A 21940-nucleotide genomic window follows, 5' to 3' on the forward strand; every position below is an offset into this window, starting at 1 on the left:
GAAGGAGACGCACCGTCAGCGCTGGGCGACCGGCGGCGCGGGAGGGGACGGGACGTGTCCGAGGCGGCGGTGTACGACGCGTTCATCTCCTACAGCCACACCGCCGACGCGCGGCTCGCGCCGCTGCTGGAGGCCGGTCTGCGCGCCATGGGCAAACCCTGGTACCGGCGGCGCGCGCGGCGCGTCTTCCGCGACCAGGCGAGCCTGCCGGCGGCGCCGGAGCTGTGGCCGTCGATCGAGCGGGCGCTGGCCGCTTTGGCAGGAGTACGCCCCCGATGTCCCCGGCCCGCACCTGCCAATGACCGCAGCCCCCTGCCCCGTCCACACCGCCCGATGACCACGGCCCCCGCCCGCTGACCCCGTCCCGGCACTCGGGAATGACACCAGCCCGCCCGCGGCCCCCGTCCGTACCGGCGAATGACCACAACCCACGCCCGCCGAACCCCGGCCCGCACCTGCGGACGACCGCGGCCAGACGCCCGTGGCGCGGGTGATCGCGGTGCGGCGGATCCGGCCGTGCGCGCGGTGCCCAGTAACCTGGGTCCCCGAACGCGATAGGGTTCTTGCATTTCCGGCGCAGCGTACGAGGGAGATGACCGGATGCTTACCGCTGGAGAGGTCGCCGGGCTGATCGCGGCCACGGGCTGGATCGTCCTCGTGTGCGTGCTCACCATGGTGCTCGTCAGGCTCGCCAGGCTGCTGACCGAGACCACCCGCGCGGTCTCCGACCTCAGCAGCCGGGTCGCGCCGCTGCTCGACGACGTCAGCGTCACGGTCAACGAGACCAACCGGCAGCTCGTCGCCGTCGAGGCCATCGCCCAGGACCTCAAGCAGGTCAGCGGCCACGCCGCCAAGCTCAGCGCCGTGACCCAGACCATCTTCACCGGCCCGCTGATCAAGGTGTCGTCGCTCGTCCACGGCGTCCGCCGGGCGATCGAGGTCCGCCGCCCGCGCGGGGGCCGCGCCACGGCGCGTCCCGCCGGTCAGGCCGGGCGCCGGTCCGTGGGCCAGGCGGGGAGGCGCCCGTGATCCGGCGGCTGTTCTACCTGTCCCTGGGGGCGTTCATCGCCCTGTGGGTGATGCGCCGGCTGCAGGCGCTCCAGCCCGACCACGTGGCCCGCCGCACGGCCGCCGGCGCGGCGGGCATGCTCGCGCGGGTGAGAGACTTTACTTCCGACGCCCTCGGCGAGGCGGCCGAGCGCGAAACCGAGTTGCGCGCCAGGTTCGGCCTTGACCAGGCTGGTCAGGGCGACTGACCGCCACAGATCCACCACACACGACTAACGCAAAGGATGGCCACCATGGAGTCGGCAGAGATCGCGCGCCGCTTCCTGCGCTTCTTCGAGGAGCGTGGGCACAAGGTAGTGCCCTCGGCCAGCCTGATCGCAGAGGACCCGACGCTTCTCCTGGTCAACGCGGGTATGGTGCCCTTCAAGCCGTACTTCCTGGGGCAGCGCAAGCCTCCGGCGTCACGGCTGGCCACCGCCCAGAAGTGCGTCCGCACGCCCGACATCGAAGAGGTCGGCAAGACCACCCGGCACGCCACGTTCTTCCAGATGCTCGGCAACTTCTCCATCGGCGACTACTTCAAGGCCGAGGTGATCCCGTTCGCCTGGGAGCTGCTCACCCGCAGCGAGTCCGACGGCGGCTTCGGCTTCCCCGAGAGCCGGCTGTGGGCGACCGTCTACCACGACGACGACGAGGCGTTCGACATCTGGCACAACAAGGTCGGCCTGCCCGCCGACCGCATCCAGCGCCGCGGCCTGGAGGACAACTACTGGCACATGGGCGTGCCCGGCCCCGGCGGCCCCTGCTCGGAGATCTACTACGACCGCGGTCCCGAGTACGGCAAGGACGGCGGCCCCGTCGCCGACGAGGACCGCTACCTCGAGGTCTGGAACCTCGTGTTCATGCAGTACCAGCTCAGCCAGGTCCGCAGCAAGATCGACTTCGACATCAGCGGCGAGCTGCCCAGCAAGAACATCGACACCGGCATGGGCCTGGAGCGCATGGCGGCGATCCTGCAGGGCGTCGACAACATCTACGAGATCGACACCACCTACAAGATCCTCGACCGCGCGGCCGAGCTGACCAAGACCCGCTACGGCCGCGACCAGCGTGCCGACGTCAGCCTGCGCGTCATCGCCGACCACGTGCGCACCGGCACCATGCTCGTCGCCGACGGCGTCATGCCCGCCAACGAGGGCCGCGGCTACGTCCTGCGCCGCATCCTGCGCCGCACGGTGCGCAACCTGCGCCTGCTCGGCTCCGGCGACGACCGCTACATGCACGACCTCACCTCGGTCGCCATCGACGTCATGGGCGAGCAGTACGCGCAGCTCAAGACCGACGCGCCGCAGATCCACGCGGTCATCGACGCCGAGGAGGCGTCCTTCCTCGGCACGCTGCGCACCGGCACCGCGATCTTCGACGTGGCCGTCGAGGAGACCAAGCGCAAGTCCGGCACCACGATCTCCGGCGACCAGGCGTTCCAGCTCCACGACACCTACGGCTTCCCGATCGACCTGACGCTGGAGATGGCCTCCGAGCACGGCCTCAAGGTCGACGAGGAGGGCTTCCGCCGCCTCATGAAGGAGCAGCGGGAGCGGGCCAAGGCCGACGCCGCGGCGAAGAAGACCGGCAACGCCGACATCTCCGTCTTCGGGCAGATGCTGGAGCAGGCGGGCCGGGTCGAGTTCCTCGGCTACGACCAGACCGAGGCCGAGACCACGATCGTCGGCGTCCTCGTCGACGGCGTGCCCGTCCCGGCGGCCGGCGCCGGCTCGACCGTCGAGGTCGTGCTCGGCCGCACCCCGTTCTACGCCGAGGGCGGCGGCCAGCTCGCCGACCAGGGCGTCATCCGCACCGCCGGCGCCGAGGTCGAGATCGTCGACGTGCAGTCGCCGATCGCGGGCCTGGTCGTCCACCGCGGCAAGGTCCGCTCCGGCGAGCTGCGCACCGGCGACGAGGCGCAGGCGGAGATCGACGTCGAGCGGCGCCGCGCGATCTCGCGCAGCCACAGCGCCACCCACCTCGTCCACCGCGGCTTCAAGAACGCCCTGGGCGAGTCGGCGGCCCAGGCCGGCTCCGAGAACTCCCCGGGCCGCTTCCGCTTCGACTTCACCGCGGCCGGCGCCGTCCCGCCGAGCGTGCTGCGCGACGTCGAGGACGAGGTCAACGCCGTCCTGATCAACGACCTCAAGGTCAACGCCTTCTACACCTCCCAGGCCGAGGCCCGGGCGATGGGCGCGCTGGCGATGTTCGGCGAGAAGTACGGCGACGAGGTCCGCGTGGTCGAGATCGGCGACTACTCGCGCGAGCTGTGCGGTGGCACCCACGTCCACAGCTCCGGCCAGCTCGGCCTGGTCAAGGTGCTCGGCGAGCAGTCGGTCGGCGCGGGCGTGCGCCGCGTCGAGGCGCTCGTCGGCATCGACGCCTTCCGCTTCCTGGCCCGCGAGAGCGTGCTGGTCGCCCAGCTCACCGAGCAGCTCAAGGCGCGCCGTGAGGAGCTGCCCGAGCGCATCGAGGGCATCGTCAGCCGGCTGCGCACCGCCGAGAAGGAGCTGGAGCGGGTCCGCTCCGCCCAGGTCCTCCAGGTGGCCGGTGAGCTGGCCGGGCAGGCGCGCGACCTGCAGGGCGTCTCCGTGGTGACACACCGCGCGCCTGATGGCACGACCGGTGATGATTTGCGTAAGCTCGCGCTTGATGTGCGTGGCAGATTCCCGGCCGACAGGCCTGCGGTCGTCGTGATCGCCGGCGTCCCCTCCGACCGACCCGTGGTGGTCGCCGCGGTCAACGAGGCGGGACGCGAGCGAGGGCTCAAGGCCGGGAGACTGGTCGGCGTCGCCGCCAAGGCTCTTGGGGGTGGCGGTGGAGGCAAGGACGACGTCGCGCAGGGCGGCGGCACGCGCCCGGAGGCGATCGGTGACGCCCTGCGGCTGGTCGAGCAGGCCATCGAGGGGCAGCTCGGCTGACATGCGGTTCGGCTCACGGATCGGCGTGGACGTCGGATCCGTCCGCATCGGCGTGGCCCGCAGCGACCCGTCGGGAATGCTGGCCACGCCGGTCGAGACCGTCAGGCGCGGCAGGGGCGACCTCGACCGTATCGCCGCCATCGTGGCGGAGCACGAGGCGATCGAGGTCGTGGTGGGCCTGCCCACCTCCCTGTCCGGCCGTGAGGGGCAGGCCGCCGAGCTGGCCCGCGCGTTCGCGGTCGCGCTGGCCGGGCGGCTCGCGCCCACTCCGGTACGGCTGTTCGACGAGCGCCTCACGACCGTGGCGGCCCAGCAGGGGCTGAGGGCCAGCGGGGTGCGTGCCAAGAAGCAGCGCGACGTGGTGGACCAGGCGGCGGCCGTGGTGCTGCTGCAGGACGCCCTCGACTCGGAGAGAGCCACCGGCGCGCCGCCGGGCAGGCCCGTCGATCCGCCGCCCGCGGCGGACGCCGGGCCGGCCTCATGAGCCGCCCTCCGACGCGGCCCGGCCGCTCCGGCCTCATGAGCCGTTCTCAGACGGACTCGGGTCACTCTGATTGCCTGAGCCGCTCTTTGAGAGGGTCGGGTCGTTCTGCTGGGGTGAGCCGCCTCTCGGGAGGGTCGGATCACTCTGATTGTCTGAGCCGTCCACCGAGAGGGTCGGGTCGCTCAAGTTGGGTGGGCCGTCCTCTGGGAGGGTCGGGTCGCTCTGGTGGGGCGAGCCGCCCTTTGTTGGGGTCGGGGCGTTCTCGTCCCACGAGCCGTCCCTTGAGCGGGGCCGGCCGCTCTGATCTGGTGAGTCGCCGTGTGAGCGGGATACGCCGCACCGGTCTCCCGGATCGCTCATCGACCGAGTCCCGTCGATTGACCGGGGCCGCCGCCGCGACCGGACCCCGCCCCGCAAGGCGCGGAGCGAAGCGGTGAGCGGGGGAGCGGCGCGGGGGCACGACGAGGAGCCCCGCGCCGACGACCCCCACCCACCGACCCCCTCCTCCCCACGAAGCGACGAGCACACCGCGGCCCGCGTCCCGGAGCACGACGCCGCGGAGGAGCAGGGGCGCGGTCCCGTCCAGGCACGACCTGAGGACGGCTCCAGCGGCGAAGGGGACGGCGAGGCCGACACCCTGCCGCTGCCCGTGGGCCGGCGCGCGGGCGTGCGCCGGGCCGTCGTCGTCATCGGCGGCCTCTCGCTCTCCGCACTGGTCCTCGCCGCGGGCGCGTACGGGCTGCTCAGCCCGTACCTGAGCCCGGCCGGCCTCGAAGGCGGCGGAGGGGTCGCGTCCGGCGCGCCGCCCGTGCGGCGGATCACGCTGCCCGAGGGGCTGCGGCTCGACGAGGCGCTGCGGCGCATCTCCAGGCAGGCCGGCATGCCGCTGGCCGACCTGCGGGCGGTCGACTCGCGCCAGGTCGGCCTGCCCGACTACGCACGGGGCCTGGAGGGCTTCCTGTTCCCCGCCACGTACGAGATGGGGCCCGGCACGACCGCCAGGGGGCTGCTCGCGACGATGGTGCAGCGGTTCGCGACCGTCGCCGACCGGCTCGACCTGGAGGAGCGGGCCGCGCGGATGGACCTGACCCCGCTGGAGGCCGTCACGGTGGCGAGCATCGTGCAGGCCGAGCCGGGCCGCCCCGCCGATTACCCGAAGATCGCCAGGGTGATCTACAACCGGCTGGGACGCGACCTGCCGCTGCGGATCGACTCCACCGCCCTGTACGCGCTGGGAAAGCGGACGTCCCGCCTGTCGCCCGGCGAGACGAGGGTCGGCTCTTCGTACAACACGTACACGCGCAGAGGGCTGCCACCTGGGCCGATCTCCAACCCGGGGGTGCGGGCGCTGCGCGCGGCCCTCCACCCGGCGAAGGGGGATTGGTACTGGTTTGTGACAACCAATCCGACGCATAGAATCACCAAATTCACCGACAAAGAGAGCGAGTTCGTGAGATACCGGGAAGAGTTGAACGAAAACCTCGGGACGAACTGATGCTCCCCGCGACGCCCCTCACCCCCCGGAGGATCGGCGAGATCCGCGGGCGGAGTCACGGAGCCGGGACGCCGCAGCTCCTTCCGTCGCCCCGCACGGCTACGGAGAGCAACGGCCCCGGGGCATCGGCGCACGACCGGCGGATCCCCCCGTTCCGTACGGTGACCCCCCATCGTTCGGTCCGGCCGCTTGACGGCGGGCGTGCCGAACCGGGAGATTGGCCAGCGCACCTATGAGCGAGCTCGACATGGATTTCCTGCTGGGCGCCGAGGACGACGACGAAGGTCGCGACCGGCGCCGGTCCCGTGGTTCCGGCAGAAGCGGTAACCGCAGGCGGCGCAAGCGCCGCAACCGCGGCCGCTTCATCGCCCCGCTTCTCGCGTTCATCATCCTCGCCGGCATCGTCGGCGGTGGCGGCTACTTCGGCTACCAGTGGCTCAGCGGCGCCCTCGTCCCCGACGACTACACGGGACAGGGCCAGGGCAACGTGGTGATCGAGATCAAGGAGGGCCAGAGCGCCTCCGACGTCGCCCAGGAGCTGGAGCGGCAGGGGGTCGTGGCCAGCGCCCGGGCGTTCACCAACGCCATCGCCACCGCCGGCAAGAGCGGACTGCTCCAGCCCGGCTCGTACACGATGCGCAAGGGCATGTCCGCGGCCAACGCGGTCAAGCTCCTCGACTCGGCCAACCGCCTGCTGGTCCGGGTGCAGGTCAAGGAGGGCCTGCGCCTGTCCGACACGCTCGCCCAGCTCGCCAAGCAGACCGGCAAGCCGCAGAAGGAGTTCCTCACCGCGGCCCGCAACGCCCGCGCGCTGGACCTGCCCCGGTACGCCAAGGGCAGGGCGGAGGGCTACCTCTTCCCGGCCACCTACGAGTTCCAGCCCAAGGACACGCCGGCGGACATCCTCGGCAAGATGGTCGAGCGCTTCGGGCAGGCGGCCGACAAGGCCGGCCTGGAGGACGGCGCCAAGAGCCTGGGCCACACGCCGGCCGAGATCATCACGATCGCGAGCATCATCCAGGCCGAGGCCGGCCGGTACGAGGACATGCCCAAGATCGCCCGGGTGATCTACAACCGGCTCCAGCACCAGCCGCCGATGAAGCTCAAGATGGACAGCACGGTGATGTACGGCCTCGGCAAGTACCGCACGGCCGCCACCGATGCCGAGCTGCGCATCGACACGAAGTACAACACGTACATGCACGACGGGCTGCCGCCCGGCCCGATCGCCAACCCGGGCGACCACGCGATCGAGGCGGCGCTCAACCCGGAGAAGGGCGACTGGCTGTACTTCGTCGCCACCGACCCGAACAGCAACGTCACCAAGTTCGCCACCACGGACGCCGAGTTCCAGCAACTGCTGGACGAGTACCGCCGCAACGGGGGCTGAACCCGGCTCTTCGGGGTGCGCGGTCCGTCCGCGCACCCCGTGGGGCCGCCCGGGAATGACGGCCGCCCAGGGCCGCCCGCACTTCACGCGGGCGGCCCTCGACGTGTCCAGGGGTCGTTCGTCCGGTACGTCGGGGCGCGGGAACCCTGGGTGCGCGACGGTTCCACGCGGGACGCCTCCCGGCGGGGCGATAGGGTGCTCGCAGTTCGGTAAGGCGTGAAGGAGCAGGTGATCATGCGGGCCGCGGTGATGGGCTCACCGATCGCGCACTCGCTCTCGCCGTGTCTGCACCGGGCCGCGTACGCGGCCATGGGACTGGCCGGGTGGAGCTACGAGGCGATCGAGTGCGACGAGGCGGCGCTGCCGGAGACCCTCCGGCGGCTACGGCCGGTGCGCGGCGAGAGCCCCGGCGAGGGGGACGACGGTGACGCCTGGGCGGGCCTGTCGCTCACGATGCCGCTCAAGCGCGCGGTGCTGCCCCTGCTCGACACCGTGACCGAGCCGGTCACCGAGGTCGGCGGCGCCAACACCGTGGTGTTCCGCGACGGCGCCGCGCACGGCTACAACACCGACGTCCACGGCGTGCGGCAGGCGCTCACGGAGGCGGGGGTGCCCGCTCCCGGCTCGGCGACCGTGCTCGGCGGCGGCGCCACGGCCGCCTCGGCGCTCGCGGCGCTGCGCGGCCTCGGGCTGCGCTCCGCCACGCTGCTCGTCCGCGACCCGGCCCGGGCGACGGAGACGACGGAGGCGGCCGAACGGCTCGGCGTGGCGCTGGCGGTCGAGACGTTCGACAAGCTCGACGCGGCGCTGGAGGTGGACCTGGTCGTCTCGACGCTGCCGGGCGGCGCGGCCGACGCCTACGCCGGCGCTCTGGCCGGGGTGCCGGCGCTGTTCGACGTGGTCTACTCGCCCTGGCCGACCCGCGCGGCCTCGGCGGTGCGCGCGGCGGGCGGCACGGTCGTGGGCGGCTTCGCGATGCTGCTGCACCAGGCGGTACGGCAGGTGGAGCTGATGACCGGCCGTACGGACGTCCCGGTGGAGACGATGCGCGCGGCCGGCGAGGCCGAGATCCTCAGGCGGACCACGCGAACGGATCGACCATCTTGACGTCGAGGTCGGCGAAGTCCTTGACGTTCCGCGTGACGAGAATCCATCCGTGCGCGCTGGCCGTGGCCGCGATGAGACCGTCGACGACGGGAAGGGGGCGCTTGGCGTTCATTCGGCCCCATTCCTCGGCCACGTCGAGAGTCACCGGGAGAATACGTGTTCTGAACTCGCGTTGCAGCCGGTCGAGCCACGATTCGTACGCGCCCGCCTGTATCGCGTCGCGTCGCCGCAGCAGTTCGACCCCCTTCCGGATCTCGCCGAGGACGAGGACGCTCAAGTACAGGGTCGGGCCGTTGATCGCGTCCAACCAGGCCTGCAGGTTCGAGTTCCTGGTGCGCTTGGTCATCTCGGAGACGACGTTGGTGTCGAGCAGGTAACTCACCAGACATCACCCAGGTCGACCTCGCGAGGAAGGTCCTTGGAACGTGTGAGATCCAGTTCGGTCAGGTCGGGCGCGCTGAGCAGGAACTCCTTGAAGTCGGGCTCGTCGCCCTTGAGGCGGCGGTACTCCGCCATGTCGATGATGACCGCCACGTCCTCGCCGTGACGGGTCACGATCTGCGGGCCCTCGTCGTGCGCCCGCCGCACGACCTCGCTGAAACGCTGCTTCGCTTCCTGCAACTGCCAGACGCTCACGATTGCCTCCAATCTGGACAGACTGGACAGAGTATGTTCACCTGCTGACTCTAACGGTGATCGGAGGTGGCGGGAGGGAACATTCGAGCTTGCCGCACGGTTGTGGTAATGTAGCTCTCTGATCGGTCCGGCATGCCTTGCTGGACGCGCAAGCGGAGGTCTCCCTCCCACCCGGGTCGCCGAGAGGTGGCCGGGTAAAGGATCACGCCGGACTACTCCGGGGAGCTTGAAGGCCACGACGCCGAAGAGCTCAGTGGCCCCGCATGCGCGACGTGCGGGGCTTTTCGCGTTTCGCGGAAGCTCCCCGGCACGACGAGCATTTAGGGATCGCAAACCTAGGAGGCCCCATCAGCACTGAGCCCCGCATCAACGAGCGTATCCGAGTTCCCGAGGTCCGCCTCGTGGGCCCGAACGGCGAGCAGGTCGGCATCGTCTCCATTCACGATGCCCTGAAGCTCGCCCAGGAAGCCGACCTTGACCTCGTCGAGGTCGCGGCCACGGCTCGACCGCCCGTGTGCAAGCTCATGGACTACGGCAAGTTCAAGTACGAGTCCGCGATGAAGGCGCGCGAGGCGCGCAAGAACCAGGCGCACACGATCATCAAGGAGATCAAGCTCCGGCCGAAGATCGACCCGCACGACTACGAGACCAAGAAGGGTCACGTGGTGCGGTTCCTCAAGGCGGGGGACAAGGTCAAGGTGACGATCATGTTCCGTGGTCGCGAGCAGTCCCGGCCGGAGCTCGGCTTCCGGCTGCTGCAGCGGCTGGCCGAGGACGTCCAGGAGCTCGGCTTCGTGGAGTCCCAGCCCAAGCAGGACGGCCGTAACATGATCATGGTGATCGGTCCGCACAAGAAGAAGGCCGAGGCCAAGGCCGAGAAGGCGGCGGCCAAGGCCCAGCGTGGCGAGGATGCCGCCGCAGAGGTTCCTTCCGAACAGGAAGCGTGACCCGCGGTAGGGGCTAGCCTTACAAGCACCCCGAGCAGCCACCAGCACGACGAACACGCCGCGACCGGGTCGGCCAGCACCGGCCCGGCCACCGGCACGACCGAATTGAGGAGAGACGGCGACATGCCGAAGATGAAGACGCACAGTGGTGCGAAGAAGCGGTTCCGGCTCACCGGCACGGGCAAGATCAAGCGTCGCCGCGCCAACCGCGCGCACTACAACGAGTGGAAGTCGTCCACGCTGACGCGCCGTCTCAAGAACGAGGTCGTCCTTTCCGACGCCGATTCCAAGAAGATCAAGAAGCTGCTCGCCAAGTAGCGCGAACCCCCGGGGAGAAGAAACATGGCACGCGTGAAGCGGGCGCTCAACGCCAAGAAGAAGCGCAAGGTCGTCCTCGAGCGGGCGGCGGGTTACCGAGGCCAGCGGTCCAGGCTGTACCGCAAGGCCAAGGAGCAGATGCTCCACTCGATGACCTATGCCTACCGCGACCGTAAGGACCGCAAGGGCGCTTTCCGTCGTCTCTGGATCCAGCGCATCAACGCCGCTGCCCGCCAGAACGGCATGACCTACAACCGCCTGATCCAGGGGCTGCGCCTGGCGGGCGTCGAGGTCGACCGCAAGATCCTGGCCGATCTCGCGGTCAACGACAGCCAGACCTTCGCCACGCTCGTCGAGGCCGCCAAGAAGGCGCTGCCGGCGAACGTGAACGCTCCGGCCGCGAGCTGAGACATGTGAGGGAGCCCTACCTTGGGCTCCAGCCGAGGGCCCACCTCACGGTGGGCCCTTTGCCGTATGTACGGCCACATGGACGGCCATGAGGGCATGAATGAGCAGGCGGCGCGAGCAGCACAGTCAGGGGGAGCAGGAAGAGCATGGCGGGATCCGAGCTGACCAACGTCAAGTCGCCGCGCGTGAAGGCGGCCCGGCGGCTGACCAAGCGGGCCTTCCGCGAGCAGGACCGCAAGTTCCTGGCCGAGGGCCCCCAGGCGGTGCGCGAGGCGCTGCGGCTCGACGGCGTGACGGTGGAGCTGTTCGCCACGGCCGAGGCCGAGTCGCGCCACCCCGAGATCGTCGCCGAGGCCGTCGCGCAGGACGTCCCGGTCCACCGGGCCAGCGGCGAGGTCATGGCCGAGCTGTCCCAGACCGTCACCCCGCAGGGGCTGCTGGCCGTCTGCCGGCTGGTGCACGTGCCGCTGGAGGAGGCGCTGACCGGACAGCCCAGGCTGGTGGCGGTGCTCGCGCACGTGCGCGACCCCGGCAACGCCGGCACCGTCATGCGGGCCGCCGACGCCGCCGGCGCCGACTCCGTGATCCTCACCGACGCCTCCGTCGACCCGTACAACGGCAAGTGCGTGCGCGCGAGCGCCGGCAGCCTCTTCCACCTGCCGGTCGTGACCGGCGCCCCCGTGTCCGCCGCCGTGCGCCGGCTCAAGGAGCGCGGCCTGCGGGTCCTGGCGGCCGACGGCGCGGGCAAGCACACGCTCGACGACGTGGACCTGTCCGGCCCCACGGCGTGGATCTTCGGCAACGAGGCGTGGGGGCTGCCCGAGGAGATCCTCGCCGAGGCCGACGACGTGGTCCGGGTGCCCATCTACGGGCAGGCCGAGAGCCTCAACCTGGCGACCGCCGCCGCCGTCTGCCTGTACGCCTCCGCCCGCGCCCAGCGCGCCACCTGACCCCCCGCGACCCGGGTCCCGCGAACCCGCGAGCCCCGACCCGCGACCCGTGTTCAGCGCGCCACCTGAGGCTTCCGCGATCACCATGTGAGGCGCCCGAGGCCATCGGCCGGTCCGTCCCGTGAGAGCACACCTGTCCCTCACGTGACGGGACGCGGGCCGGAGGGCGACCTGTCGTGGGCGCCGGCATGAACCGGCCACCCCGCAGCCATAGGCAGCCTCGCGGCGAGTCCCCTAGGCGACGGGAAACCCGCTATTGTCGGCCTTGTAGGCGGAGGAGGCGAGGTCGTGCACGGAGCGGACACCGGCGGTCAGGAGATCGTCCCCGCGTGCTCGATCGCCGTCGACGACCTCCCCGACGGCCTCATCGTGACCGACGGCTTCGGCCGCGTCCTCGCCGTCAACCGGGCCGCCGTCCGGCTCACCGGGGTGCCCGTCGCGCGCGCCGTGGGCAAGGACATCGACGAGGTGTTCCCGTTCCGCGACCACGACGGCCGCGAGTGGTGGAAGGCCCTCGACCCGCAGGGCGGCCTGCGCACCCGCACCCGAGCGCCCGAGCGCCCGCTGCACCTGCCGGGCGGCCAGGAGCTGCACGTCGCGGCGCGGCTGGTGCGCGAGCCCGCCCGCGGCGGCGACGTCGCGCGGGTGACGATCACGTTACGCGACGGCGGGGCCCGCGCCCGGCTGGAGCGCAGCCGCGCCGACCTGGTCTCCACGGTCGCCCACGAGCTGCGCTCGCCGCTGACCAGCGTCAAGGGCTTCACCGCGACGCTGCTGGCCAAGTGGACCCGCTTCACCGACGAGCAGAAGCGCGTCATGCTGGAGACCGTCAACAACGACGCCGACCGCGTGACCCGGCTCATCACCGAGCTGCTCGACGTCTCCCGCATCGAGTCCGGGCGCCTGGAGGTGCGCCGCCAGGTCGTCGACGTGCCCGCGCGGGCGCGCCGCGTCGTCGCCGGGCGGGTGGCGGCGGGCGAGCCCGAGGACCGCTTCCGCCTCGTCGTGGGCGACGACCTGCCCGAGATGTGGCTCGACCAGGACAAGATCGACCAGATTCTCGGTAACCTGGTGGAGAACGCGGTGCGCCACGGCCGGGGCACCGTAACCATCGTCATCGAGTCCGTCGGATGGGGAGTGGCCGTGTCGGTGCGCGACCAGGGTGAGGGCATCGAGCCCGAGCTGGCTCCGCGCGTCTTCCGCCAGTTCTGGCGCGGCAACAGCCGCCGCCGCGGCGGCACCGGGCTCGGCCTGTTCATCGTCAAGGGCCTGGTCGAGGCGCACGGCGGCACGATCACCGTGCAGCGGGCGCCCGAAGGCGGCGCGGAGTTCCGATTTACCGTGCCCACCGGCACGCCCGACTTCGCCTGAAGCACTTCACTCCAAGCACTTCGCCGCGAAGCGCGAGTCGGCCGGTGGGCCACCACCGTTAGACTCTTGACCGCTCAAGCCCTGAATACGGAGCTCACTCTTGTCTGACTACGACCCCGTCGAGGTGACACCGTTGCATGCCGACGAGGTGTCCCGCATGGAGGCCGAGGCCCTCGACGCCATCGCCTCGGCCGGCAGCCTCGACGACCTCAAGCAGGCCCGCCTCGCGCACGCGGGCGACCGCTCGCCCATCGCCCTGGCCAACCGCGAGATCGGCGCCCTGCCGCCGGCCGCCCGCGCCGAGGCGGGCAAGCGCGTCGGCGCCGCCCGCAAGGCGATCGGCCAGGCCCTCGCCGCCCGCCAGGCCGAGCTGGAGGCCGAGCGCGACGCGCGCGTCCTCGTCGAGGAGGCCGTCGACGTCACCCTCCCCTGGGACCGGCAGCCGCGCGGCGCCCGCCACCCGCTGACCACGATGCAGGAGCGCATCGCCGACACGTTCGTCGCGATGGGCTACGAGGTGGCCGAGGGGCCCGAGCTGGAGGGCGAGTGGTTCAACTTCGACGCCCTCAACATCGCCCAGGACCACCCGGCCCGCTCCGAGCACGACACCTTCTTCGTCGGCTCCGCCGACTCGGGCATGGTGCTGCGCACCCAGACCTCCCCGGTGCAGATCCGCGCGCTGCTCCAGCGTCCGCTGCCCGTGTACGTGATCTCCCCGGGCAAGGTGTTCCGCACCGACGAGCTCGACGCCACCCACACCCCGGTCTTCCACCAGGTCGAGGGGCTGGCGATCGACGAGGGCCTGACGATGGCCCACCTCAAGGGCACGCTCGACCGCTTCGCCGAGATCATGTTCGGCGAGGGCATCACGACCCGGTTCCGGCCCAACTACTTCCCCTTCACCGAGCCGTCGGCCGAGATGGACCTCAAGTGCTTCGTCTGCCGCGGCGCCTCGGCGGTGCCCGGCAACCCGCCCTGCCGCACCTGCAAGTCCGAGGGCTGGATCGAGTGGGGCGGCTGCGGCATGGTCAACCCGCGCGTGCTGGTCTCCTGCGGGGTCGACCCGGCGCGCTACTCGGGGTTCGCGTTCGGCATGGGCATCGAGCGGACGCTGATGTTCCGCCACAACGCCGAGGACATGCGCGACATGGTCGAGGGAGACGTGCGCTTCACGCTCCCGTTCGGAAGGGAGATCTGATGAGGGTCCCGCTCTCCTGGCTGCGGGAGTATGTCGATCTTCCCGCCGTCACCGCGCACGAGGTGGCCGACCGGCTCACCGCGGCCGGACTCAAGCTCGAGTCCATCACCTCCTACGGTCACGACGTCAAGAACGTCGTCGTCGGCGAGGTCCTGGAGATCGAGGAGCTGACCGGGTTCAAGAAGCCGATCCGGCACTGCAAGGTCGAGACCGGCGAGGCGACGCCCCGCGAGATCGTCTGCGGCGCCACCAACTTCGTCGCCGGCGACCGCGTCCCGGTCGTGCTGCCGGGCGGCGTGCTGCCCGGCGGGTTCGAGGTCGGCGCCCGCAAGACGTACGGCCGCATGTCCGAGGGCATGATCTGCTCCGAGCGCGAGCTGGGCCTGAGCGAGGAGCACGCCGGCATCATGGTGCTGCCCGCCGACACCCCGGTGGGCGCCGACGTGGTCGAGCTGCTCGGCCTGCGCGACGACGTCATCGAGCTGGAGATCACCCCCGACATCGGCTACGCGCTGTCGATCCGGGGCGTGGCCCGCGAGGCGGCGATCGCCTTCGGCGTGCCGTTCCGCGACCCCGCCGACGTCGAGCTCCCCGAGGCGGAGGGCACGGCCTGGCCCGCCTCGATCGGCGACCCGTCCGCCTGCGACCGGTTCGTGCTGCGCGAGATCACCGGGTTCGACCCGGCCGCGCCGAGCCCGCTGTGGATGCGGACCCGTCTGGCGCGCGCCGGCATGCGGCCGGTGTCGCTGGCCGTCGACGTCACCAACTACGTCATGCTGGAGCTCGGCCAGCCGCTGCACGCCTTCGACCGGGCCAAGCTGACCGGTGAGATCGTCGTGCGCAGGGCGCGTCCCGGCGAGCGGCTGGAGACGCTCGACCACGTGGTCCGCGACCTCGACGCCGACGACATCCTCATCACCGACCAGTCGGGCCCGCTGTCGATGGCGGGCACGATGGGCGGCCTCGACAGCGAGATCTCCGAGTCCACGACCGACATCGTCATCGAGGCGGCCCACTTCTCGGCCACCGGCATCTCCCGTGAGTCGCGCCGGCACAAGCTGGTGTCGGAGGCGTCCAAGCGCTTCGAGCGCGGCGTCGACCGCGAGCTGCCGCTGCCCGCGTCGTGGCGGGCCGTGCAGCTCCTGGCCGAGCTGGGCGGCGGCACCCCGGGGCGCGGCGTCACCCACGCCGAGGCCGAGGCCGAGCCGCCGCGCATCGCGATCCCGGCCGGCTACCCCGGCACGGTCGCCGGTGTCCCGTACACCAAGGAGACCGTCGTGCGCCGGCTGGAGCAGATCGGCTGCGTCGTGACCGACGGCGACGACCCTGCCGTGCGCAAGGGCGCCGTCGACCCGACCGGCGTGGTCACCGGCGGTGAGCTGGCGGCCAAGCTGGCCGTGACCGGCCCCGACATGATCACGGTGACGCCGCCGTCCTGGCGGCCCGACCTGACCGACCCCAACGACCTGGCCGAAGAGGTCATCCGGCTGGAGGGCTACGAGCACCTGCCGTCGGTCCTGCCCAAGGCCCCGGCCGGGGCGGGGCTGACCGAGGAGCAGCGGCTGCGCAGGCGCGTCGGCCGGGCCCTGGCCGCCGCCGGGTACGTCGAGGTGCTGGCCTACCCGTTCATCGGCGAGGCCGACCTCGACCACCTCCAGCTGCCCGCCGACGACGCCCGCCGCCGGGCGGCCCGGCTGGTCAACCCGCTGGCCGACGACGAGCCGCTGCTGCGCACCACGCTGCTGCCGGGCCTGCTCAAGACGCTGGCCCGCAACGTCGGGCGCGGCTTCACCGACGTGGCCCTGTTCGAGTCCGGCGCGGTCTACCGGCCGCGTGAGGACGCCCCGGCCGTCGCCCCGACGCCCGGCGTGGACCGCCGGCCGGCGGAGGAGGAGCTGGCGGCCATCGAGGCCGCGCTGCCCGAGCAGCCGCGCCGCGTCGCGGTCGTGCTGGCCGGGGAGTTCGACCGCTCCGGATGGTGGGGTCGCGGCCGGCAGGAGTGCTGGGCCGACGCCGTGCAGGCCGCCCGGCTCGTCGCCGCGGAGGCCGGGATCGAGCTGTCGGTGGTCGCCGACCAGCACGAGCCGTGGCACCCGGGCCGGTGCGCCGCCCTCTACGTGGGCGACACGCTCGTCGGCCACGCCGGCGAGCTGCACCCGCGCGTGATCGAGGCGTACGGCCTGCCGCCGCGCTCCTCGGCCATGGAGCTGGAGCTGTCGCGCCTGGAGGCGGTGCTGCCGGGCCCGGTGGACGCGCCGCGGGTGTCGGCCTATCCGGTGGCGACGCAGGACGTGGCGCTCATCGTGCCCGACTTCACGCCGGAGGCCGACGTGGCTGCGGCGCTGCGCGACGGCGCGGGCGAGCTGCTGGAGTCGATCCGGCTGTTCGACGTCTACACCGGTGAGCAGGTGGGGGAGGGGCACAAGTCGCTGGCGTACACGCTGCGCTTCCGCGCCCCCGACCGCACGCTGACGGTCGAGGAGACGACGGCGGCGCGTGACGCGGCGGTGGCGATGGCGGCCGACCGCGTGGGGGCCCAGCTCCGCGGGGCCTGACCTCGGACACGGCGAAGGGCCCGGTACTGCGGTACCGGGCCCTTCGCCGTGCGCGTCAGATCCGTTCGATCTCGGTGAGGTCGATGTCGATGTCGAACGGGACTGTCAGCTTGAGGCGGTCGTGGAAGATGCCGGTGGGCACATAGGTGCGCGTGGCCGGATCGAGTTCGTAGACGTAGACGACAGGCTTCTCGTCGTTTTCTTCGACCCGCCAGAAGTGCGGGATTTCGGCCTCGGCGTAGAGCACGGGCTTACGCTCCCGGTCACGTCTGCGGGACTCCGGGGACATGACCTCGACGGCGAGGATGACATCCCTGCCGTGATAATAGGTGGCGTTGAGCTGCGTGACGGCGCTCGGAATGACGATGAGGTCCGGCTCCGGTCGCTGATCCGGCCCCAGCGTGACGCTCATCTCACGCCGGACGCGATAGTTTGCCGGCGCTGCTCCTCGCAACTCGCTGTGGAGGAGAAACAGCATCGAGGTGTGGAAGTCTCGCTGGGGGCTCACGAAGACCAAGCTTCCATCAATCAACTCTGTGTGCGCAGGCAAATCCGGAATGTGATCGAGGTCCTCGGCCTTGAAGCCTCCCGGAGGCGGGAAGGCCCAGTCGGGTAGCGAACGTGGTTCCATCTCCAGGCTCACCGCTTCTGCCGTCATGGTCCTACGGTAACAACCTAGCGGGTTCACGGTCAGTAAACCCAGCAACACGCGGCGTTTGATAGATCTACGGCACAATGCCATGTCATGAGGCAGTTGCTGGTGTTCGCCGAGCGGGACGACGCCGAGGAGGTCGCCGAGACGCTGGGCGAATGGTTCCCCGAGCTCGGCGTCCCCCGCGTCGTGCGCGAGACCCTGGCCGGGGAGGACGACGCCGAGGACGCGCAGTGGCTCGTCGTGGCCGAAGGGCTGGACCGAGCACAATGGGAGCGGGTCGACGCGCTGGTGGAGGAGTACGACGGGTGGCGCGAGAGCGGGTGACGTCGCTCAGGCCGTGCCGGCCTCGGTGACCTGCCGCTCCGCGCGGCGCGCCTTCTCGGCCAGCGCGTGCTCGTCCGTACGGGCGTCGTACCTCCGAAACCCCGGCAGCGCCGCGGCCAGGCCCGCCACCGCCGCCACGCACAGCAGCCCGCCCGCCCCGAGCGAGAAGCGGGCGCCGCCCCAGCCGGCCATCAGCCCGGCGCGCGCGTTGCCCAGCATCGGGCCGCTGGCGTACGAGAGCAGCTCGATGCCCGCCAGGCGCCCGCGCAGCTCGTCCGGGATGGTCTGGTTCCAGATCGTCATCCGGAAGATGCCGCTGATCATGTCGGCCGCGCCGGCCAGCGCCAGGCAGGCGAACACCAGCCACACGCTCGGAGCGACCGCGGCCAGCGCCACCGCCGTGCCCCACACGGCCGCCGCGAGGATCACGCCGAGGCCCTGCCGGTGCACCCGGGACGTCCAGCCGCCGGTGAGCGTGGCCACCAGGCCGCCCACGGCTCCGGCCGAGTAGAGCAGGCCGAGCGCCCGCGACGCGCCGAGCTGGTCGGCCAGGAACGGGAACAGCGCCGTGGACATGGCGAACACCATGGCCGCGATGTCCACGAGGTAGGTGCCCATGAGGTCACGCCGGCCGACGGCGTAGCGGACGCCCTCGACCAGCGAGCGCAGCGACGCCGGGGCGGCGTCCTCGGCCGGCGGGCGCGCGGTGGTGCGCCAGAGCAGCAGCAGCGACAGCACGAAGCTCAGCGTGTCGGCCGCGAACGCGGTGGCCGTGCCGAAGGAGGTCACGAGCAGGCCGCCGAGGGCCGGGGCGACGATCGCGCCGACGTTCCAGCGCAGGCTCTGCAGGACGGCCGCGGCGGCGAGCTGGTCATGCCGCACGACCTGCGGCGTCAGGGACTCCAGGCTGGGCCGCTGGAGCGAGCCGATGCCCGTCGAGAGCGCGCCCACCACGTACAGCACCCACACCTGCGGGTCGGGCAGCAGCGCGTTGACCGTGAGCATCGCCGAGGTCAGGGCGAGGCCCAGCTCGCTGAGCAGGATGACCTTGCGCCGGTCGAGGGCGTCGGCGATCGCCCCGCCCCACAGCCCGCACACCACCATGGGTACGAACTCCGCCAGGCTCACCAGCCCGACCGCGAGGGGGGAGCCGGTCAGCTCCTTCATCTGGTACGGCACCGCGACGACCGTGATGAACGTGCCGAACATGGTCACCACGCCGGAGGCGGTGAGCAGGCGGTAGTCGCGGGAGTCGCGCAGCGGCCCGAGATCGGGCATCAGGCGGCGGAACAGGTCGAGGAGTCGTGGCGGCACGGGCGCTGATTGTCCCGGTTCGCGGGCGCCGGGGGCAAACGCTTTTCAGCGGGAAGCAGGTACGCCGAGCGGCCCCCGGTGACGTTCCGGGGGCCGCTCGGCGGAGGGGAGAGGGGGAGAGGAGGGGGTCAGGCGGCCGGGACCTTGTCGAGGAAGCCGAGCACCCGGGCGATCCTGCCGTCCTCGGCCAGCTCCACCACGTCGAACCCGACCGCCACCGGCTCGCCGCCCGCCGGCCCGAGGTGCCAGGTGAAGCGGGCGATGTCGTGGTGGGCGTCGAACACCTCGCCGGCGCTGAAGACGAGGCCGGGGAACATGCCCTGCGCGCCCTCGATCACGGCGGCGATCGCCTCGTGGCCGCGCACCTGGGCCAGCGGGTCGGTGTAGGCGCCGTCCTCGGTCCACAGCTCGGCGACGGCCTTGGCGCGGGCGGCGGCGTCGGTCTCGTTCCAGGCGGCGACGTAGCGCTCGACCAGCTCAGCGTTCATGATTTCTCAACCTTTCGCACGGGATGTTCAGTCAGGGGAAGGGGGTCAGCGGGCCCGGCGCAGGCCCATGATCTGCAGTTCGGCGAAGACCGCCACCACGAGGGCCTGGGCGACGGTCCACACCAGGCCGAGCACCGTGAACTCGGCGGAGTCGGCGACCGCGGCGACCAGGCTGGCGAGCGTCCAGGCGAGGTTCACGGCGATCACCGCCTTCGTCGCGGCGGCGTTGACGGGCCGGGTCGCCAGGACACCGACGGCCACGGCGTACACGAGGAGGAACGCCCCGATCCCGCGCAGCAGCCCGGCGCCGGGGCCGAGCAGGTCGGCGAGGGGGCCGGCCGCGGCCAGGTAGGCCAGGCCGTTGACCCCGGTGACGGCCGCGTCCGCGGCCAGGGCGAGGCGCAGGAACTTGGTCCGGTCGGTGGTGACGGTCACGGCGGTCATCGCGGGCTCCTTCTCGGTGTTCCGGTCGTGGTGTTCCGGTCCTGGTGTCGGTGTTCGGTGCCGACAACCGAAAAGGTGTCATCCGGGAGTGGGGGCCCGCGATTACGCGCCAGGTAATGCGGGCGCCTATCTCCCCGCCGACCTGCCCGTACGCGGACGAAAAAAGGGCCGCCGGACGACGTCCGGCGGCCACGACGGGCAAGAGAGGGTCACGGCCCGAGGATCTCCCGGCGCAGCCGGGTCTTGAGGATCTTGCCGCCGGGGTTGCGCGGCAGCTCCTCCTCCCGGAACCACACGTGGACCGGGATCTTGAACTTGGCGATCCGCCCGTCCAGGAACCCGCGCAGCTCGTCGGCGGTGAGGGCGGCCCCGGGCGCGAGGCGGACCACCGCGCCCACCTCCTCGCCCAGCTCGTCGTGCGGCACGCCGATCACCGCGACGTCGTCCACGGCCGGGTGCTCGAACAGGGCGGCCTCGACCTCGGCGCAGTAGACGTTCTCGCCGCCCCGGATCACCATGTCCTTGGCCCGGTCGACGATGTAGACGAAGCCCTCCTCGTCGATCCTCGCCAGGTCGCCCGTGTGCAGCCAGCCGTCGACGAACGTCTCGGCCGTGGCCCGCGGCTGGTTCCAGTAGCCCATGATGACGTTCGGCCCGCGCACGCACAGCTCGCCCACCTCGCCGCGCGGCAGCTCCTCGCCGGCCGGGTCCACCACGCGCACGTCCACCACGGCCGAGGGCAGGCCGATGCTGTCGGGCCGGGACAGGTAGTCGGGCCCGCCGTTGCCGATGGCCAGGGCGGTCGTCTCCGTCATGCCGTAGCCGTTGGAGGTGGCGCGCTGCGGGAGGTGGGCGGTGATGCGCTCCAGCAGCTTGGGCGGGGCGGGCGCGCCGCCGTAGCCGACGGTGGTGAGCGAGGACAGGTCGTGCTCGGCGAAGTCGGGGTGCGACATGAGCTGCCACGCGTTGGTCGGCACGCCGATCATGGTGGTGACCCGCTCGCGCTCGATGATCCGCAGCGCCTGCCCGGCGTCCCACTTGTACATGAGCACCAGCCCGCCGCCGGCGAACATCGTCGTGGTCAGCGCCGAGAAGCATCCGGTGACGTGGAACAGCGGCACGGTCAGCAGCGTCACCCGCCGCTGGCCGGCGGCCTCGGAGATGTCCTTGCCGGCCAGGGCGACCGCCCGCATGAGCCCGTAGGCGACGGTCATGGGCGACTGGCCGAGGTTGCGGTGGCTGCCGAGCGCGCCCTTGGGGTGCCCGGTCGTGCCCGAGGTGTAGAAGATCGTGGCCGGGTCCTCGGGCGACAGCTCGACGTCGGGGAGACGCGCCTCGGGGCCGGGCTCGCCGACGACCTCGGCGAACGTGCGCGCGCCGGGAGGCGCCTCGCCCCGGGCCACGATGAGCGGCAGGCCGGTCGGGGCCAGGAGGGGAGCCCGTTCGGCGTCGGCGATCAGCACCTTGGCGCCCGAGTCGGAGACGCCGTAGGCCAGCTCCGGCTCGGTCCACCACGCGTTCAGCGGTACGGCGACGGCGCCGGCGGCGAGCGCGGCCGAGAAGGCGACGACCCATTCGGGGTAGTTGCGCATGGCCACGGCCACCCGGTCGCCCTTGGCGACCCCGTAGTCCTCCACGAGCCGGGTGGCCAGCGCCGCCACCCTCCGATAGTGCTCCTCGAAGGTGATGTGCTCGTCCTCGTAGACGAGGAAGACCTTGTCGCCGTGGAAGCGGCTGATGTCGAGCAGGGCTCGGAAGTGGGCGGGCGCGTGCTTCCAGGTGCGTACCCCGGTGCGGCCGATCTCCTCCACCTCGAACAGCTGGCCGGGCCCGGTGAGCTGGGCTTCCACCTGGGCATGCGTGAGGGTCATGCGCAGACTCC

At 71.7% G+C, this 21940-nt stretch carries 23 protein-coding genes; 16 read left to right on the forward strand and 7 right to left on the reverse strand.

Annotated elements, in window-relative coordinates; genetic code table 11:
* Window positions 1–54 precede the first annotated feature (54 nt).
* The 8 genes from HD595_RS34270 (at window position 55) to HD595_RS34305 (ending at window position 8450) form a co-directional block, all read left to right on the forward strand.
* A complete protein-coding gene (locus HD595_RS34270) occupies window positions 55–357 on the forward strand; it encodes a hypothetical protein (RefSeq protein ID WP_253776386.1) in 303 nt (100 codons plus the stop codon).
* A 243-nt stretch (window positions 358–600) separates the two neighbouring features.
* Complete coding sequence (locus HD595_RS34275; protein ID WP_253776388.1) at window positions 601–1029, forward strand: DUF948 domain-containing protein; 429 nt, start codon at window positions 601–603, stop codon at window positions 1027–1029.
* Window positions 1026–1256 (forward strand): hypothetical protein, encoded by a 231-nt coding sequence (locus HD595_RS34280; protein ID WP_175594724.1) that lies wholly within the window; start codon window positions 1026–1028, stop codon window positions 1254–1256. The genes HD595_RS34275 and HD595_RS34280 overlap by 4 nt, the downstream gene beginning before the upstream one ends.
* 45 nt (window positions 1257–1301) lie before the next feature.
* On the forward strand, window positions 1302–3974 hold the full coding sequence (gene alaS / locus HD595_RS34285; protein ID WP_253776390.1) for an alanine--tRNA ligase: 2673 nt from the start codon (window positions 1302–1304) through the stop codon (window positions 3972–3974).
* Window position 3975: 1 nt separating this feature from the next.
* Window positions 3976–4458: a Holliday junction resolvase RuvX gene (gene ruvX / locus HD595_RS34290; protein ID WP_253776392.1), complete on the forward strand. Its 483-nt coding sequence runs from the start codon at window positions 3976–3978 to the stop codon at window positions 4456–4458.
* A 433-nt stretch (window positions 4459–4891) separates the two neighbouring features.
* Window positions 4892–5953: an endolytic transglycosylase MltG gene (gene mltG, locus HD595_RS46975; RefSeq protein WP_253776394.1), complete on the forward strand. Its 1062-nt coding sequence runs from the start codon at window positions 4892–4894 to the stop codon at window positions 5951–5953.
* 247 nt (window positions 5954–6200) lie between these two features.
* On the forward strand, window positions 6201–7343 hold the full coding sequence (mltG, locus tag HD595_RS34300; RefSeq protein ID WP_253776396.1) for an endolytic transglycosylase MltG: 1143 nt from the start codon (window positions 6201–6203) through the stop codon (window positions 7341–7343).
* A 234-nt stretch (window positions 7344–7577) separates the two neighbouring features.
* A complete protein-coding gene (locus tag HD595_RS34305; RefSeq protein ID WP_253776398.1) occupies window positions 7578–8450 on the forward strand; it encodes a shikimate dehydrogenase in 873 nt (290 codons plus the stop codon).
* Here HD595_RS34305 and HD595_RS34310 read toward each other — a convergent pair.
* Together HD595_RS34310 and HD595_RS34315 are read right to left on the reverse strand one after the other, a co-directional pair.
* A complete protein-coding gene (locus HD595_RS34310) occupies window positions 8416–8832 on the reverse strand; it encodes a type II toxin-antitoxin system VapC family toxin (RefSeq protein WP_253776400.1) in 417 nt (138 codons plus the stop codon). The two genes, HD595_RS34305 and HD595_RS34310, sit on opposite strands and share 35 nt — an antisense overlap.
* A complete protein-coding gene (locus tag HD595_RS34315) occupies window positions 8829–9086 on the reverse strand; it encodes a type II toxin-antitoxin system Phd/YefM family antitoxin (RefSeq protein ID WP_253776402.1) in 258 nt (85 codons plus the stop codon). The genes HD595_RS34310 and HD595_RS34315 overlap by 4 nt, the downstream gene beginning before the upstream one ends.
* Before the next feature lie 263 nt (window positions 9087–9349).
* Between HD595_RS34315 and infC the strand changes: the two genes are divergently transcribed.
* The 7 genes from infC (at window position 9350) to HD595_RS34350 (ending at window position 16833) form a co-directional block, all read left to right on the forward strand.
* Window positions 9350–10033 carry a translation initiation factor IF-3 gene (infC, locus tag HD595_RS34320; protein WP_337960025.1) on the forward strand — a complete coding sequence of 228 codons (684 nt, stop codon included), beginning with the start codon at window positions 9350–9352 and terminating at the stop codon, window positions 10031–10033.
* Window positions 10034–10156: 123 nt separating this feature from the next.
* The gene (rpmI, locus tag HD595_RS34325; protein ID WP_043622108.1) at window positions 10157–10351 is read left to right on the forward strand and encodes a 50S ribosomal protein L35; all 195 of its coding nucleotides are present in this window, start codon (window positions 10157–10159) and stop codon (window positions 10349–10351) included.
* A 24-nt stretch (window positions 10352–10375) separates the two neighbouring features.
* Window positions 10376–10759: a 50S ribosomal protein L20 gene (gene rplT / locus HD595_RS34330; RefSeq protein WP_175605106.1), complete on the forward strand. Its 384-nt coding sequence runs from the start codon at window positions 10376–10378 to the stop codon at window positions 10757–10759.
* Window positions 10760–10905: 146 nt separating this feature from the next.
* On the forward strand, window positions 10906–11709 hold the full coding sequence (locus tag HD595_RS34335) for a TrmH family RNA methyltransferase (protein WP_253776404.1): 804 nt from the start codon (window positions 10906–10908) through the stop codon (window positions 11707–11709).
* Between the two features lie 288 nt (window positions 11710–11997).
* Window positions 11998–13080, forward strand: a complete 1083-nt coding sequence (locus HD595_RS34340) for a sensor histidine kinase (protein WP_253776406.1) — start codon at window positions 11998–12000, stop codon at window positions 13078–13080.
* 157 nt (window positions 13081–13237) lie between these two features.
* The gene (pheS, locus tag HD595_RS34345; protein WP_253781405.1) at window positions 13238–14278 is read left to right on the forward strand and encodes a phenylalanine--tRNA ligase subunit alpha; all 1041 of its coding nucleotides are present in this window, start codon (window positions 13238–13240) and stop codon (window positions 14276–14278) included.
* A complete protein-coding gene (locus HD595_RS34350) occupies window positions 14278–16833 on the forward strand; it encodes a phenylalanine--tRNA ligase subunit beta (RefSeq protein ID WP_253776408.1) in 2556 nt (851 codons plus the stop codon). The genes pheS and HD595_RS34350 overlap by 1 nt, the downstream gene beginning before the upstream one ends.
* A 55-nt stretch (window positions 16834–16888) precedes the next feature.
* Here the strand turns inward: HD595_RS34350 and HD595_RS34355 are convergent, their stop codons facing one another.
* Window positions 16889–17491, reverse strand: coding sequence for a Uma2 family endonuclease (locus tag HD595_RS34355; RefSeq protein ID WP_420540732.1), 603 nt, complete (start codon window positions 17489–17491; stop codon window positions 16889–16891).
* A gap of 87 nt (window positions 17492–17578) precedes the next feature.
* Here HD595_RS34355 and HD595_RS34360 point away from each other — a divergent pair, with 87 nt between their 5' ends.
* Entirely contained in the window at window positions 17579–17812 is a 234-nt protein-coding gene (locus HD595_RS34360) for a hypothetical protein (protein WP_253776410.1), read from the forward strand.
* Between the two features lie 6 nt (window positions 17813–17818).
* Here the strand turns inward: HD595_RS34360 and HD595_RS34365 are convergent, their stop codons facing one another.
* From HD595_RS34365 to HD595_RS34380, 4 genes are all read right to left on the reverse strand, one after another.
* Window positions 17819–19126 (reverse strand): MFS transporter, encoded by a 1308-nt coding sequence (locus HD595_RS34365; protein ID WP_253776412.1) that lies wholly within the window; start codon window positions 19124–19126, stop codon window positions 17819–17821.
* Between the two features lie 128 nt (window positions 19127–19254).
* Complete coding sequence (locus HD595_RS34370) at window positions 19255–19614, reverse strand: nuclear transport factor 2 family protein (RefSeq protein WP_253776414.1); 360 nt, start codon at window positions 19612–19614, stop codon at window positions 19255–19257.
* Between the two features lie 45 nt (window positions 19615–19659).
* Window positions 19660–20058: a hypothetical protein gene (locus HD595_RS34375; RefSeq protein ID WP_253776416.1), complete on the reverse strand. Its 399-nt coding sequence runs from the start codon at window positions 20056–20058 to the stop codon at window positions 19660–19662.
* 209 nt (window positions 20059–20267) lie between these two features.
* The gene (locus HD595_RS34380) at window positions 20268–21929 is read right to left on the reverse strand and encodes a class I adenylate-forming enzyme family protein (protein WP_253776418.1); all 1662 of its coding nucleotides are present in this window, start codon (window positions 21927–21929) and stop codon (window positions 20268–20270) included.
* Window positions 21930–21940 lie beyond the last annotated feature (11 nt).

This window comes from Nonomuraea roseoviolacea subsp. carminata (assembly GCF_024172185.1).
In the GTDB taxonomy this organism is placed as follows: Bacteria; Actinomycetota; Actinomycetes; order Streptosporangiales; family Streptosporangiaceae; genus Nonomuraea; species Nonomuraea roseoviolacea.